Origin of the sequence: Paenibacillus sp. FSL H8-0332 (assembly GCF_037963835.1) — a bacterium.
Lineage (GTDB): Bacteria > Bacillota > Bacilli > Paenibacillales > Paenibacillaceae > Paenibacillus_AQ > Paenibacillus_AQ rhizoplanae.
Window position 1 is genome coordinate 4540534 of record NZ_CP150145.1, and the last position, 14911, is coordinate 4555444.

The window sequence follows — 14911 nt, forward strand, 5'->3', positions numbered from 1 at the left end:
AAAAAACTCCCCACAAAGTGATGCTTAGCTCCGATGATTACTCAGATACTTTGCGGGGGCCCCAAACTAAAATCAACTCTCTCTATCTTCCACGCCCAGATATTTAAGTGCCGTCAAAGCATACACCTTCGCACATTGGATGATCTGCCAGACGGGCGCTTTCTCATTGAAATTATGAATGGTTGACAGCTCGGCCGGGCCGTATTGCAGCACCGGAATGTTATGCGTCCGGAAATGGCGCGCGTCGCTGGAGGCCCATTGCAGCACACCGTAGGCTTCTTCCCCGCTCACCTCACAGATACTCTCAACCAGGTCCTTGACCACCGGTTCCTCATTGGAGGTCCAGTTGGCATTCCCCTGGAAGCCGAAGCCCTTCACTTCCGATTCAATGCCTGCCTCAAGCAGCAGGGAGCGGGCACGGTCCAGCACATCGCGGTAATCTACCCCGAATGGTACGCGGGAATCGACCTGAATCGTGCAGCGATCAGCCACCACGTTCACCTTGGTTCCGCCCTGGATCGTTCCAATGTTGACCGTCACATGGTCGAATACCTGATAAGCGAGTGAATCTTCTTCTTCGCTTCCCTTCACATAATCCTGCGAGATGCGGATAATGTCCTGGACTTCCTCGGGAATATCCACTTTAATATCCCATAACCGCTGCAAGGCTTCAATGCCTTTGGCCGCCTTGACTATGGCGCTGTCTCCAACCACTGGAGACAGGCTGCCGTGCCCCGGCGTACCTTCCACGGTGAATTCAAACCAGCAGCTCCCCTTCTGCCCAATGGTCGGGTTCAGCGGGCCGGAAGGCTCGGCAATCACAGCGGCGGTTCCAGTGATGAGGCCGCGCTCCAGCACCCAGGGAACCCCGAGATGACCGCCGGTCTCTTCATCGGGCACGATCAGCAGGGAGAGATCCCCTTTTAGCGGAACGCCCAGCTTGGACAGCAGCGCAGTGACGTAGATTAATCCGGCCAGACCCGCTTTCATATCCGAAGCCCCTCTGCCCAGCAGATAGCCGTCCACGATATCGCCGCAGAACGGATCGAAATCCCAGCGCGAGCGGTCTCCCGCCGGAACGACATCGGTATGTCCGCAGTAAATCAGCTTTTTGCCGGTGCGCTCCTCCGCTCCTGCGCCCAGTGTGGACACCAGATTGAACATCGTTTCGGTGGCCGGATAGATCGCGGTATCGATACCGGCTTCCTTCAGATAACCAATAATATAAGCGCTGATCTCCCGTGAATCGCCCGGCGGATTCTCCGAAGGGTAACGGATCAGCTGAGAGCAGAGCGCAAGCAGTTCCTCCTGCCCGGCATCAATGGCCTCCAGCACCTTGCTTTTCCAGTCCGTCATGGTTACGAATTCTCCTTTGTGTTCCCCTCTCCGGGGACTGCTTGAATTTGTGACAAGAAGAGGGACAAAGCCTATGGCTTGTCCGCTCTCTTACCGCCAACCCTGCTTATTCTGTAATCGACAGCGGATAGAAACGGATCACTTCATCCGGGTAGAAGGCATAGCCGCTAATCTTGTTGCTCATCCCTACAATGCGGTTATATTCGTAGAGATACGCCCAAGGTGCTTCCGTCGTGATGATCTCCTGAGCCTGCTTGTAGAGCTCTGTGCGCTTCGCTGTATCTGTCTCCAGGTTCGCCTGCTCCCACAGCTTGTCTACTTCAGCATTCTGGTAGTTGATGTAGTTGGAAGATCCCTTGCCGTACAACAGGAAGCCGAGGTGGTAGCCGGGATCATTGACGAATGAAGTCCATTTGGAGATATAAGAGGTCAGATTATTGGTCTTCTGCTGCTCCAGGAACTGGGCGCGGGCCAGCTTGTTGATCTTCATGTTGACTCCGATTTTGGCCAGTTCGGCCTGGATCAGGACCGCATCATCCTCCCAGTCATCGAAGCCGGAGCCCAGTGTGAAGTCGAAGTTAAAGCCCTTCTCATAGCCTGCTTCCTTCAGCAGTGCCTTGGCCTTGTCCAGATTGTACTCATACACATAGCCTGCATCGGTGAAGCCCGGCGTGTTGCTGGCTACCGCACTCTTCATCTGCTTGGCCTGGCCGTACATCACCCCGCTCAGCAGCTGATCGTAAGGAATGGCATAGTTGATCGCCTGCCGGACTTTTACATTATCGAATGGCTTAACTTTGTTGTTCATGGCGAAGAACAGAATCCGGTTGCTCGCATTGGAAGCGACGGTCAGCGCAGAATTGCTCTCCAGCGTGGATACATCCTTCGGAGGAATCTCAATCGCCATGTCTACATCGCCCTTACCCAGCAGCAGCACGCGGTTCGAGGCTTCCTTCGTGAACTTCAGGGTTACCTTGCCGAGGCTTGGCGCACCCTGCCAGTAGCTGTCATTAGCTGTAAAAACAGCTTCGGTAGCCGGGTCCCACTTCTCTAGCTTGAACGGTCCGGAGCCGGCGGCATTCGTCTTGAGGTAGTCAGCACCCTGTGCTTCTACAGCCTTCTTGTCCACGATGGAGAAGGTGTACATTGCCAGAATCTGCAGGAAATTATGATTGGCACCCGTCAGAGTAACTTCAACCGTCGAGGCGTCTTTTACCGTAACAGTCTTGATCGAGGCCATTCCGTACAGGAAGCTGCCGGAGCTTGATTTCGCCACGCGGTCAAAAGAGTACGCCACCGCCTCGGCATCCACCGGATTGCCGCTCTGGAAGCTCACGCCGGATTTCAGCTTGAACGTATACACCGTGTTGTCAGCATTCACTTCCCAGCTCTCTGCAAGCATGGGCTTGATGTCTTCGGTATTGGCGATGCTGGCGCCATTCTCGGTCTTGATGCCGTAGGTGACCAGCTGATCATAGGCGGCCAGCACAAGCGTATCGGAGGTCAGATCATTAGCTTCCGCCGGGTCGAGCGTGGTGCCGCCCTCGGAATAGGCCACCGTCAGGTTCTTCTTGATTGGAGCAGCCGTTGCTGCGGTATCTGTTCCTGCCGAAGTGGCAGCAGGGGTCTGCGGATTGGCGCTGCTGGCGCATCCGGCAAGCATGATTGAAAAAGCGACGAGTGTGGACAACAGTTTAACTTTTTTCATCGATAATTCCTCCCTTTTCTATATCCTGCCTGCATAACAACTACTTGTGCTGCTGATGATTGTCTGCCGCATGCGTTCCAGCTGACGGTGATCTATCTATCTCTATCGGGGATGGGGCGGCCATGGGGGATTCCCCTGCTCCGCCTCATTTCCCCGAGCGTAACCGCGGGTCAAGCACATCCCGGAAGCCGTCTCCGAGTAAGTTGAAGCCTAAGATGGAGGTGGCAATGCCGAGGCCTGGAAAAGTAACCAGCCACCATTGCCCGGAAATGATATATTCCCGGCCTTCAGAGATCATCGCGCCCCATTCGGCAATCGGGGGTCTGACCCCCAGCCCCAGGAAGCTGAGACTGGATGCGGTCAGGATGGCGAAGCCCATCCCGAGCGTAGCCTGCACCATTAGCGGAGCCAGGGCATTCGGCAGAATGTGACGGTAGAGAATAACTCTATCCTTCACACCAATGGCCCGGCTGGCTTCGATATACTCCTTCTCCCGCAGCGAGACCGTCTGGCCGAACATCAGCCGGGCGAATTCGGGAATGCCGACAATGCCGACGGCGATCATCGCGCTGCTGAGTCCGGCGCCGATCGATGCGGCAATCGCCATCGACAGTACCAGCGACGGGAAGGACAACAATACATCCATGACCCGCATGATGATGGTTCCGGTCCGGCCGCCGTAGTAAGCGGCAATCCCGCCCAGCGGCATCCCGATCAGGAAGGAGATCGAGACCGCGATCAGGCCGGTCCAGATGCTGATCCGTGCGCCGTACAGCACCCGGCTAAGAATATCCCGGCCGAAGTTGTCGGTTCCGAACCAGTGGCTGCCGGAGGGCGGCTGCAGCTTGCTCGCCATATCCGTGACGAACGGATCATGTGGAGCCAGCCAGGGGGCGAAGATGGCTATCACGGTCCAGATCAGGATGAAGGTCAGCCCGATGGCCGCCAGGCGGTTGTGCAGCAGCAGGGATAATAGGGTCCGGGGCTTGACCGGTGCGGGCTTCGCCGGGCTGCCCTGTGCTGAATGTGCTGCAGTGCTCACAAGCAATCTCCTCCTCTCACACAAGCTGTTCTATTCATAACGGATTCTCGGGTCAATGAACCCGTAGATCAGGTCGACCGCCAGGTTAATTCCGCAGTAGAGCACGGCACTGACCAGTGTGAACGCCTGGATCGGCGCGTAATCCGCCGCCAGTATGGAGTCGGTGACATAGCCGCCGATTCCCGGCCAGGAGAAGATGGTCTCTGTGATGACCGCGCCGCCCATCAGGAAGCCGAACTGGAGTCCGAGCACCGTTAGCGTAGGAATCAGCGCATTGACCAGTGCGTGCTTGTAGATGACGGCCGATTCCCGCAGCCCCTTGGCCCGGGCGGTGCGGACGAAGTCCTGATCGACCACCTCCAGCATGCTGGAGCGGGTCATCCGGGCGATGATCGCCATCGTGCCGGTACTGAGGCAGATCGCCGGAAGCACGAGATGCGCGAGACTGCTTTTAAGTGCAGCGGTGTCGCCGGAGAGTATACTGTCCAGCACGTACAGCCCGGTGATATGCACCGGCGGGTTAAGATCCCCGCTGATCCGGCCCATCGGTGCCGGCGCCCAGCCCAGAATGGAGTAGAAAATATAGATGAACATCAGTCCGAGCCAGAAGATCGGCACACAAGCACCTATCAGGGAGAACACACGCGAGATGTGATCCAGCAGGGATTCCTTACGGGTAGCGGCCACAATGCCTACCGGAATGGCGATCAGAATTGCAATCAGGATGCTGGCCAGGGTCAGCTCAATCGTAGCCGGGAAGCGTGAGGCCAGATCGCTGGCGACCGAATGTCCGGTGTGATAGGCATAGCCGATATCGCCTTGCAGCAGCTGCCCGATGTAAGCGAAGAACTGGATATACAGCGGCTTGTCCAGCCCCATATCCTCGCGGATCTTGTTCACAATCTCCTCTGGAGCCTGCTCTCCGGCCAGCATAATCGCAGGATCGCCCGGCAGCACTCTCGACAGAATGAAGGTGATGACGATAATACCGAGCAAGGCAGGAATCATCTGCACGAGTCTTTTTAATGTATAAGCAAACAATGAATCAACCCCCTTACGACTTCGACTTCTGTGCCTCTGTGACGGAATTCCGCTCTCATGTCAGGTAATACGTGTATGCTTTGTCTTATTAAAGTGTTGAGCTAATTCTACATAGAATTTCACAGTCACTCTACGTCCCGTTCAGCTAAAAAAATGCACAACCGTTTGTCGGTTGTGCACTATCAACCCATATTAATGTTAGATTTACTCACATGGCATTCCTGAAATCTTCCAAAGCGCCCTATTTTTCCTGGAGGTAGTAGTAAATCAGGCACAAATGGCAGACAAACTGCTCACGCGGATCATTCAGATCGAAGCCGGTGATATCCCGAATCCGCTCCAGCCGGTATTTGACGGAGTTGCGGTGGATATAGAGGCTGTTCGCCGTCTCAATCAGACTGCCCCGGCACTCCAGATAATGATAGAAGGTCAGCAGCATATTGCTGTCATGCTCCTGGTCATATTGCAGCAGCTTGCCCAACTTGCGCTCGAACAGCTGCTCGAACCCCGGACCGCCAAGCCCCTCCAGCAGATGATAGACCTCCATCTCTTCATAGCGGGTAATCCCGCCGGGACCTTGTCCCAGCCTTCTGGAGATGGACAGCGCTTTACGCGCCTCGTTATAGCTGGTGTGGATGTCCCACAGGTATTCCGAGGTACCGATACCGCAGCGGTAGCTGCTTAAGCCTTCTCCCTTGTCCTGCAGCCAGCCGCTCAGCGTCTTCTCCCACGGCTCCTCTGTATCTCCTCCCGGCGTGAACCTGCGCCCCTCCTGCGTAGGCAGGAACAGCACCGCCCGGCTCGAACGGTATTCTACGTGCGGCGTGACTCCGCGCTTCTTCGCCTCCCGTTCCAGCAGCCGGTTCACCGTCTCCTCACTCGGCGCCGTCTCCCCTTCGATGACGGCCACCTCCCACTTGTGCTCCGGGTTCATCCCAAGCTGGCGGGCCCGCCGCTGCACCTCATGCCTCGACGGCAGCGGCGGGGTCAGCAGCTCATCGATGAAGTTGCCGCGCAGCCGGAATTCCGTATCCTCGGCTACTTTACGCCGCATCAGTTCAAGGGCAAAGACGAGCCTTGCCTGCTCGATGCCCACTTCCTCCATGTCATCGAGCTGCTCCTTGTCAACGAGCAGCCGGGCAACCGTCCGGCGGTCCACATGGATGTTCCAGTTCAGCGGCGCAGCGCTCTGCGCCCAGTCATAGTCTGCCGGGGAGGATACAATTATCTTCCGCTCCGTATCCACGAGTGCCACCGGGGCCTTAAGGAATTCGGCCACACTGTCACTGACCGCCTGAATACCGCTGTTCTCCAGCACCATGGTGGTTAGCGTGCGGTAGACCTCCTCCGCCCGGCGCAGCAGCATCGCCTGCCGCCCCAGCAGCAACTCCATCACCGGCTGGGTGATATCCGTGTACGGAATCTCGGGCGGGATCTCCACAATCGGCAGACCGCAGGCATTGCTGGCCTCAATAGCCCCTTGAGGGATCTCCTTCAGGAAGCGGGCCGGCTTGATCGCCAGCGCCGCCGCGCCCAGATTGTCGAGCGTATAGATCAGCTCGGTCAGCAGTGAAGGATCATGACGGATTGAATAGGCCGTAGTCAGTAGCATCACCCCTTCGCTGATCCAGCCCTTCAGATCCGGGACCTCCATAATATCCACGAACCGGACCACCCGGTCCAGCCCCTGCTCCCCGCTGATGACCTTCGCTTTCCCAAGAACCGAGAGCTCCATTAGCTCCCGCAGCGTAATTCCTCGTGTATTCACCCTTCCGCCTCCCTCTGCTGTCTTCAGTATTTCATGATTTTTCCTGAAATATGCCACATCTCTGCCACCAGCCACTTTTTGCGTTCCCGCTAGTTTATCAGAGATTCCCGCCAAGCCACAGGAAATAGATATCCAATTACGGCATATTTTCGGTTGTAAAAGCGCTTTAGGAATAATATGGAAGGTTATAGATGAACGAAACCGGTACTATAAATTTACTAGGTCCCTCCCTTATCTAACTTTTCAAATCCACAGGCTCACCACAGCTATTCAACTGACCTTTAACTAACTATATCTCTGATTTGTCTTCTACCCCATTCACTGAAAACAATAAAAATGCAATTTCACTCCTCCACCCCCACTTTCCTGCTCCACCAAAGCTATGCTCCTGCCACTACTCCCCTCCTGGTCCATCCGCTGAATTCAGGTGCACTAATGCTCTTCATTCGCCCAATGGTCTCCCGAGCAACAGATCAGCACCGGTATTCCAATGGTTGTTCCCTCGCCAATTGCTTATCATCAAAAAAAGCGTTCCCCGGCCTTAGCCAGGAAGAACGCTTAACAAAATACAACCTCAATGATTAGCCGCTGAACTGTGCGACAGCCTCTTAGCCCACCTACAGGCCAACGCCTACGACCGTCGCTCTGCTCTCGCAGCCAAGCCAGCCAGCACCTACACCCGAGCCAGTGTATCTACACCCGCCTCGCTGCTCCCGCAGCCGTGGCGGATGCTGCCGCTCCAAGGCAGAGTATAGGATCGAACGCTCGAATGCCGAGCCGTTCTTCCAGTTCAGCCGCCAGCCCGATCGTGGCGAAGCCGGTGCAGGCCAGCACAAGGACTTCGGCGCCGCGCTCCACCAGCCGGGCGGCTCCCGCCAGTGCGCCCGCCCGTCCGGCAGGTGTGCCCAGATCCAGAGTGGTCGTCACGCCATCGGGGCGGTCCATGCCGATGTACGCCTCACCGAGTATGCCGCGGATGAGCGGCGGCACCTCTTCCAGAATCGTCAGCACACCGATCCTGCTGCTATAGGCAAGGGCCATCAGGGCTGCGCAGGAGCCCGCCCCCAGAACAGGAACCCCCACCGCCGCCCTCGCCTCCGCCAGCGCCGGGTCAGCAGCACAGCTGATGCCGATTGCCGTACACCCCTGCTGCTCCAGTTCCCGGGCAAGCGTGATAATCTTTGGAATAGATTCCGCCTCTGTCTGCGCATCATACACACCCCGGGGCTGATCCGGGATGCAGCGGCTTATCACCTGCAGACCGTACCGCCGCTCAATTAAATCTCCATGTAACTGAATTGCAGAGCTCTCCTGCAATGTAATGACACGTATGATTCCAAGCATCCTGTCTCCCCCTGCTCCATTAAAGTGTGTGAATGTCTCTTGCAGCAGTAACAGCAGTTACAGCAATTCCCCAGCCTGCATAATCAGCTTGTCGTCGATGTACACATCCGGCTTCATGACCACAGCATCAATATGTACGCCAGCCGCAACGACCCCGCCGAAGGTATTATTGCTGCCAAAAGCCACATGGATCGTCCCGTATACCTTCTCATCCTCCAGCACCACACCTGTAATCCGGGCCTTGTTGTTGGTCCCGATGCCGAATTCGCCCAGCAGCCTGCCATCGCCATCGCCAAGCATGTCAAGCAGCTTGCCGCCATGCTCCCCGCCGGCATGGATCAGCCGCCCTTGCTCTACAGTCAGCACCATCGGACTATCCAGTGCGCCAATCCCCGCAACCGAGCCATCCACCTTAATCTGGCCGGTAGCAGTACCTTCCAGCGGCGCAATATAAGCTTCACCGGAGGGCAGGTTGCCCGATTCGCCCGGATTCAGATACAAGCCGGTACTAAGCACACCGTCCCGGCCGTCAATGGAGAAGCTTAAGGATAGACCATCCTTCTCCACACGCACCCGGTTGCCCGCAGACAACAGCGCAGCTACCTGCTCGGTCAGCGCCTTCACCTGCCCATAGTCCGCAGTGATCGCCCCGTGGCTGAACATATCATCGGTGATCCCCGGCATGGTCGCTACCCGGGTTCCCGCTGCGGCTGCCTGCTTGCGCGCCGCCGTATGTGTCATCGAATGGGTCGTGATACATACGGCCACATCTGCCTTAGCCATAGCTGCGGCAACCGGAGCCGGAGGCTCCTCCCCCGATCTGCTCCGCGGCTGCATAACCAGCAGCATCGATTCGGCTCCCAGCCGCTTACCCGCCTCATAGACCGACTCGGCCAGATCACGCTTATCATCGTCGGCTACTACAGCCAGCAGTTCTCCGCTGGCAAGCCCGAGACAATCCTTAAGAACATTCATGCTAATTCCGATTCTTGCTTCACTCATCTTCATTTCCTCCCGAATCACACCATTTCTGCTACTAGCTTGCCCATCAGGGCATTGGACAGGACGGCAGGCACTCCTGCGGAGGCCGCCCACTGTCTATGCTGCTCCACATATCCCATACAGTCAAGCACGATCACATCCGCGCGATCCTTCAGACGCTCTGCTGCGGCGCGAAAATCCGCTTCCGTACCCGTATAAGGTGAAGCTGCTGCGAACGGCAGCCGGGCTCCGGCACCTGCGAATTTCTCAATCATTGCGTCCTCCTGCTCAGGCAAAGGGCCAATCAGTCCCAGACGGCGCCCGTCCAGCATCGCCTGCACAACCGGAGGAATGATCCGGTCCGGCTCAATCAGATGGGCAACAGACGTATGCAGCCCCGGAAAAACTCCCGTGCAAGCCAGCAGGATCGTCCGAATCCCAGCGGCTTCCATAGCATCAATCTTCCCTTGCAGAACGGACTGTATCCGCTCCCGGGAGATCACCGCAGCAGACCCGTCTGTCATACGGGTGGTTAATACGTACTCCCCCGGGGCTGGACTGTAATACTCCTTAACCTGTTCAGCCGTGAATCCGTCCAGCACCCCGGACTGTACCAGTCCCGCCTTGCCCTCCAGATATTTCTCAAGGATAGGCGCAACATCCTGCCTGGGCGCTTGTCCAATCGTAATCAGCCCGATATTTTTCATCTTTGTTCCTCCAGACGCTATGGGTTACAGCCAAGCTGTGCTAACCTGTGCTAACAGAGCAGGCGCTGAAGGAAATTCAGCGCCTACCTGCAATACCAATATCCTGTTATTGAGATGTGACTGTCGGTTGGCCCAGCGTTTGCAGCACTCTCATTGAACCGTACAGCTCGGTAATCTTCGCAAACTCTGCTTCGTTGTAGAAAGAGCATGTTCCCTGCGTTACTTCCTTGGCCGTCTCGATAGCAAAACGCACCGCCTGGGCGATATCCACCTCATGGCTGGCGCCGGTGCCGCAGCCCGGAACCATAGACTGGGCAGTAATCGCCAGACCCACCACCGGCGCAGAGGTAGCTACCGCAGGCTGAAGAATGGAATTGATATGATAGAGCCCGTTGCCGTAAGGGGTAATATCCTGAGTCGTCACCGGAAAAGTAACCGGATACTGCCCTGTCGTCATCTCCTTGATCCGCAGCAAATCTTCACTCACCCGCAGAATGTATCCTTCTTTGACCGTCGGCGAGATGGCGATCCCTTTGTGATTAACCACGCGGTTGCCTTTGGTCGTATCAATCGATAGAACCGCTTCCATCTCCGGCAGCACTTCATGCTCATTCATCTGCAGAATATCCACAGGGGAATCCATGAAATCCACCGGCTCGTGCGGCAGGGTCGGAGCATCCGGGCAAATATGGGTGGTCACCAGAACATCCCCCAGCAGCACATCCCCTTTGGTCTGCATGTCTGCCAGCTTCAGCGCAGAAGCAATCGCCGCTACCGCACCGTCTGCATCAGAGACCAGGCCAATCCGGCTCGGGCGCGCCCCGATACCACCCAGTCTGCCGACAATGCCGAACGTTGGGGCAGAACCGCCGCCAAGCTTGCCTTCGCTGCCCGGGATCGTGATTTTGACGAATTCTGTGCTGCCCTTCTCCCCTTCCACCTTCTGAATCTCAACCTTAACCGCAGGATATTCTGCGAATAACTGCTTGACCTGCTTACCGTTAACATAAGCGCTGTCCAGTGCGTTCAAGACTGTAATTGTTTGATGAAGTGCCATTCTAATTCCTCCCCGGATGCATGCTCATGTTTGTCATGTTTGCATTTATACTATCTCATCCGGCAAAATGTCCACAATGTACCGCCCTGCCAAACTGGAACAGCATTTCTTGTCCTTTGCAGATAAACCTTACGTCCGAGGACACTCTTCTTCCAAATGCCTGAACTCTGCCTTAGTACAAAGCAACAAATAAAGGGAATGCTATCCAAATCCGCGAATATAAGAAAGGTTATACCATCAAAATCTAAGAAAAGAGGTCAGTACATGAAGCGGGAACAGATAGTAGAGCCAGAACGGCTCGATACATTCATCGGCGAAGAAGCCCGGCGCTCCGGGTTCTCGGGGGTGGTGCAGGTCTCGCACAAGGAACAGACTCTCGCAGAAGCGGCTTACGGCCAGGCCAATATCACGGAGGAACGGAGCAACCGGGTGGATACCCGCTTCGGGATTGCTTCCGGGAGCAAACTATTCACAGCGATAGCCGTCTGCCAGCTGGCGGAGCAGGGCAAGCTTTCTTTTGACAGCAAAGTACTGGAGATCTTGCACGAACTGGAGTTTCCTTTGTTTGACCCGGAGATCACGGTACATGAGCTGCTGACGCATAGCTCGGGAATTCCGGATTATTTTGATGAGGAGACGATGGAGGATTTCGCTACACTCTGGAACGATACCCCGATGTACACACTAAGGCGGCCCGTTGATTTCCTGCCCATGTTCGCGGCACTGCCGATGAAATTCAGTCCTGGCGAGCGGTTCCACTACAACAACGCGGGTTACATTATGCTTAGCCTGCTCATAGAAACGGTCAGCGGGATGAAGTTCACGGATTATGTGGAACAACATATTTTCCGGCCTTGCGAGATGCAGGATTCCGGTTACTTCGCCTTTGATGCCCTCCCGGCCAACACAGCTCTAGGTTATATAGACAACGGTAACGGTCAAAGTATCAGTAACATTTACTCTCTTCCGGTTGTGGGCGGCGGCGATGGAGGTGCTTTTGTCACAGCAGCGGATATGCAGAAGTTATGGACAGGCTTGCTCACGCACAAGCTGCTGCAGCCCGAGACGACAGCCCTGCTGCTCACACCGCATATTCATGTGGATGAGGACACCCGTTATGGCTATGGAGTATGGATCTCGATCCGTAACGGTGAGATATTGAAATATCATATCATGGGCTACGATCCCGGCATCTCCTTCCGCTCCGCAGTCTATCCGGCAAGTGGTGCCGCCTTCACTGCTCTCAGCAACCAAAGTGGAGATGTCTATCGGATGATGCTGGCCATTGAGGGAATTCTGCCGCTGTAAAAAGGTGTGTCCGCACGGAGCAGCACAGAGGATTATGAAATAAGTGGGATTTGTACACTTCCTTCCAGCATATGGACCGCAACCCCTACAATAAATGGATAAACGTCACTTAATTTTACTGATTCCTCCTCTTAGGCGGGTATATTGAATAATCAAATGTACTTTTTCCAACTAAAAACCAATTATCGTTCATTCAAGGAAAATTAAATGCCTTTTTTCCACTTGCGTCCTACGGGGTCTCCTGAATAACCCAACCAGCCCCCCCCCCCCCCCAATCCAGATCAAAACAAACCAACCAAACAAACCAAAACAAGCCGCACAACAGCAATTTGCTGATTGTACGGCTTGTTTGGTCATTTCTATGAAATTCAGCTATCCGGAACGACTAAACCGGAGTCCGCTCTAATACCGCGTTACCCCATCCTTGGTCACCAGCGCAAAAACCAGCGGCTGCGCCGGAACCGGCTGAGCGGAGATGCGGTAAGCCTCCAGCACTTTGGCTTCGGCCTCCTTCACCTTGCCTTCGCTGGCATCGTTCACATGCAGCACTGCCAGAATATCGCCTGCGGCCACGGCGTCGCCGACCTTCAGCGAGAGCTGAATGCCGACAGCCAGATCAATGACAGATTCCTTCGTCTCGCGTCCGGCACCGAGCAGCATCGCGGCTACACCGATCTCTTCGGCCTGGATGCTCTCCACATAACCTGCGGAAGCTGCCTTCACCTCGATCAACCGGCGGGCTGAAGGCAGGGTGTCCGGCGACTCGATCTGGGAGACATCGCCGCCCTGTGCGGATACCATCTGCTTGAATTTATCCAGCGCACTGCCATCTTCGATATGAGACAGCAGCATGGAGCGTGCTTCTTCTTCGTCCTTCGCCTTGCCGCCAAGTACGAGCATCTGGCTGCCCAGGATCAGGCAGACCTCCTGCAGATCCTTAGGCCCGTGGCCGTTCAAGGTCTCGATGCCCTCCTTGATCTCCAGAGCATTGCCGATGCCGAAGCCCAGCGGCTGGTCCATGTCGCTGATGACCGCAACTGTGTTGCGGCCAAGGTGAGTGCCAATATCCACCATCGCCTGGGCCAGCGCAATGGAATCCTCCAGCGTCTTCATGAACGCCCCGCTGCCGGTCTTCACATCCAGCACGATAGCGTCCGCGCCTGCGGCAATCTTCTTGCTCATGACGGAGCTGGCAATCAGAGGAATGGATTCCACGGTTGCCGTCACATCACGCAGCGCATACAGCTTCTTATCCGCAGGCGTGATGTTACCGGACTGGCCGATTACAGCCGCGCCGATCTCACCTACCTGGGCAAAAAAGCGTTCCCGGTCCATCTCCACAGAGAAGCCCGTGATCGACTCCAGCTTATCCAGCGTGCCTCCGGTGTGGCCGAGGCCGCGCCCGGACATCTTGGCTACCGGAACTCCGGCAGCCGCAACCAGCGGCGCCAGCACCACCGTAGTCTTGTCGCCCACTCCGCCGGTAGAATGCTTGTCCACCTTGATGCCCGCAATCGGGCTAAGGTCCACCTGGTCGCCGGACATCGCCATCTCCAGGGTCAGATCGCCGGTCTCCCGCGCGTTCATTCCGCGGAAATACACGGCCATCGCCCAGGCGGAAATCTGGTAATCCGGGATCTCCCCCTTGCTGTAGCCTTGAATCAGAAAAGCGATTTCTTCACGGCTGAGCTCCCCGCCGTCTCTTTTCTTTTGAATGAGATCAACGGCACGCATCAGATCTGTACCTCACGGACGAAGGCACGCACCAGTCCGATGAATTTAGGCTTGGTCAGGTTCGCCACTTTTACCACCTGCTCATGGGTCAACGGCTCCAGCTCATCGCCAATCGCCATGTCGGTGATACAGGTAATGCCTAGCACACGGAGCTTGCTGTGGCTGGCTACGATAACCTCCGGCACGGTGGACATTCCTACGGCATCGCCGCCGAGATAAGCCAGCATTTTTAGCTCAGCCGGAGTCTCATAAGTAGGGCCGCTGATGCCGGCATATACGCCTTCCTGCAGAACAAGTGCTTCGCCGTCCACACCTGTAACTCCGCCTGCAAGGTTTTTCGCAAGTTCGATATATTCAGGGTCATAGGCACTGGACATATCAGGGAATCTTACGCCGAGCTCCGGATCATTCGGTCCGATCAGCGGGTTGTCGCCGGTCATATTGAGGTGGTCGGTAATCAGCATCAGGTCGCCCGCCTTGAACGCTCTGTTCATCCCGCCGCCAGCGTTGGTAATGACAAGGGTGCCGATGCCCAGCTTAGCCATTACATAGACCGGAAGAACTACCTTGCGCATCTCATAACCTTCATAATAGTGAAAACGGCCCTGCATGATCATAACATCCTTGCCTTCCAGCTTACCGATCACGAACCGTCCGGCATGGCCTTCTACCGTTGAACGCGGGAAATGCGGAATTTCTTCATAAGGCAGATATACCGCATCTTCGATCTGATCGCCCAGGTCTCCAAGACCTGAACCCAGAATAAGGCCGATAGCCGGTGTATAACCGCCGAATTTGGATTGAATATAAGCAGCGGCTTCCTGAACCTGAGTGCCGTATGGGACTGTTGTTGGTGTTGTCATAG

12 protein-coding genes are annotated in these 14911 nt (G+C 55.9%); 1 reads left to right on the forward strand and 11 read right to left on the reverse strand.

The features are described from left to right. Window positions 1-72: 72 nt before the first annotated feature. From NST43_RS19705 to NST43_RS19745, 9 genes are all read right to left on the reverse strand, one after another. Window positions 73-1356 (reverse strand): ArgE/DapE family deacylase, encoded by a 1284-nt coding sequence (locus NST43_RS19705; protein ID WP_339218852.1) that lies wholly within the window; start codon window positions 1354-1356, stop codon window positions 73-75. A 106-nt stretch (window positions 1357-1462) separates the two neighbouring features. Continuing rightward, window positions 1463-3064 carry an ABC transporter substrate-binding protein gene (locus NST43_RS19710; protein ID WP_339218854.1) on the reverse strand — a complete coding sequence of 534 codons (1602 nt, stop codon included), beginning with the start codon at window positions 3062-3064 and terminating at the stop codon, window positions 1463-1465. A 145-nt stretch (window positions 3065-3209) separates the two neighbouring features. Continuing rightward, window positions 3210-4031: an ABC transporter permease gene (locus NST43_RS19715; protein ID WP_339225476.1), complete on the reverse strand. Its 822-nt coding sequence runs from the start codon at window positions 4029-4031 to the stop codon at window positions 3210-3212. A 105-nt stretch (window positions 4032-4136) separates the two neighbouring features. After that, the gene (locus NST43_RS19720; RefSeq protein ID WP_339218856.1) at window positions 4137-5147 is read right to left on the reverse strand and encodes an ABC transporter permease; all 1011 of its coding nucleotides are present in this window, start codon (window positions 5145-5147) and stop codon (window positions 4137-4139) included. A gap of 241 nt (window positions 5148-5388) precedes the next feature. Next, window positions 5389-6915, reverse strand: coding sequence for a PucR family transcriptional regulator ligand-binding domain-containing protein (locus NST43_RS19725; RefSeq protein WP_339218857.1), 1527 nt, complete (start codon window positions 6913-6915; stop codon window positions 5389-5391). 693 nt (window positions 6916-7608) lie between these two features. After that, on the reverse strand, window positions 7609-8259 hold the full coding sequence (locus NST43_RS19730; protein ID WP_339218858.1) for an aspartate/glutamate racemase family protein: 651 nt from the start codon (window positions 8257-8259) through the stop codon (window positions 7609-7611). A 57-nt stretch (window positions 8260-8316) separates the two neighbouring features. Continuing rightward, window positions 8317-9261 (reverse strand): aminopeptidase, encoded by a 945-nt coding sequence (locus NST43_RS19735; RefSeq protein ID WP_339218859.1) that lies wholly within the window; start codon window positions 9259-9261, stop codon window positions 8317-8319. A 17-nt stretch (window positions 9262-9278) separates the two neighbouring features. Beyond that, complete coding sequence (locus NST43_RS19740; RefSeq protein ID WP_209984249.1) at window positions 9279-9947, reverse strand: AroM family protein; 669 nt, start codon at window positions 9945-9947, stop codon at window positions 9279-9281. Between the two features lie 106 nt (window positions 9948-10053). After that, entirely contained in the window at window positions 10054-11004 is a 951-nt protein-coding gene (locus NST43_RS19745; RefSeq protein WP_339218861.1) for a DUF1177 domain-containing protein, read from the reverse strand. A gap of 264 nt (window positions 11005-11268) precedes the next feature. Here NST43_RS19745 and NST43_RS19750 point away from each other — a divergent pair, with 264 nt between their 5' ends. Next, complete coding sequence (locus NST43_RS19750; protein WP_339218862.1) at window positions 11269-12312, forward strand: serine hydrolase domain-containing protein; 1044 nt, start codon at window positions 11269-11271, stop codon at window positions 12310-12312. Window positions 12313-12714: 402 nt separating this feature from the next. On the opposite strand, the gene NST43_RS19755 is transcribed toward NST43_RS19750, so the two are convergent. Both NST43_RS19755 and NST43_RS19760 read right to left on the reverse strand, forming a co-directional pair. Next, a complete protein-coding gene (locus tag NST43_RS19755; RefSeq protein WP_339218863.1) occupies window positions 12715-14046 on the reverse strand; it encodes a pyrimidine-nucleoside phosphorylase in 1332 nt (443 codons plus the stop codon). Beyond that, complete coding sequence (locus tag NST43_RS19760; protein WP_339218864.1) at window positions 14046-14909, reverse strand: purine-nucleoside phosphorylase; 864 nt, start codon at window positions 14907-14909, stop codon at window positions 14046-14048. Before NST43_RS19760 ends, NST43_RS19755 begins: the two co-directional genes overlap by 1 nt. Window positions 14910-14911 lie beyond the last annotated feature (2 nt).

Coding starts and splice junctions, on each gene's coding strand:
- NST43_RS19760 (WP_339218864.1), bottom strand. CDS start 14,909: ATGACAACACCAACAACAGTCCCATACGGCACTCAGGTTCAGGAAGCC.
- NST43_RS19710 (WP_339218854.1), bottom strand. CDS start 3,064: ATGAAAAAAGTTAAACTGTTGTCCACACTCGTCGCTTTTTCAATCATG.
- NST43_RS19745 (WP_339218861.1), bottom strand. CDS start 11,004: ATGGCACTTCATCAAACAATTACAGTCTTGAACGCACTGGACAGCGCT.
- NST43_RS19730 (WP_339218858.1), bottom strand. CDS start 8,259: ATGCTTGGAATCATACGTGTCATTACATTGCAGGAGAGCTCTGCAATT.
- NST43_RS19740 (WP_209984249.1), bottom strand. CDS start 9,947: ATGAAAAATATCGGGCTGATTACGATTGGACAAGCGCCCAGGCAGGAT.
- NST43_RS19755 (WP_339218863.1), bottom strand. CDS start 14,046: ATGCGTGCCGTTGATCTCATTCAAAAGAAAAGAGACGGCGGGGAGCTC.
- NST43_RS19705 (WP_339218852.1), bottom strand. CDS start 1,356: ATGACGGACTGGAAAAGCAAGGTGCTGGAGGCCATTGATGCCGGGCAG.
- NST43_RS19735 (WP_339218859.1), bottom strand. CDS start 9,261: ATGAGTGAAGCAAGAATCGGAATTAGCATGAATGTTCTTAAGGATTGT.
- NST43_RS19750 (WP_339218862.1), top strand. CDS start 11,269: ATGAAGCGGGAACAGATAGTAGAGCCAGAACGGCTCGATACATTCATC.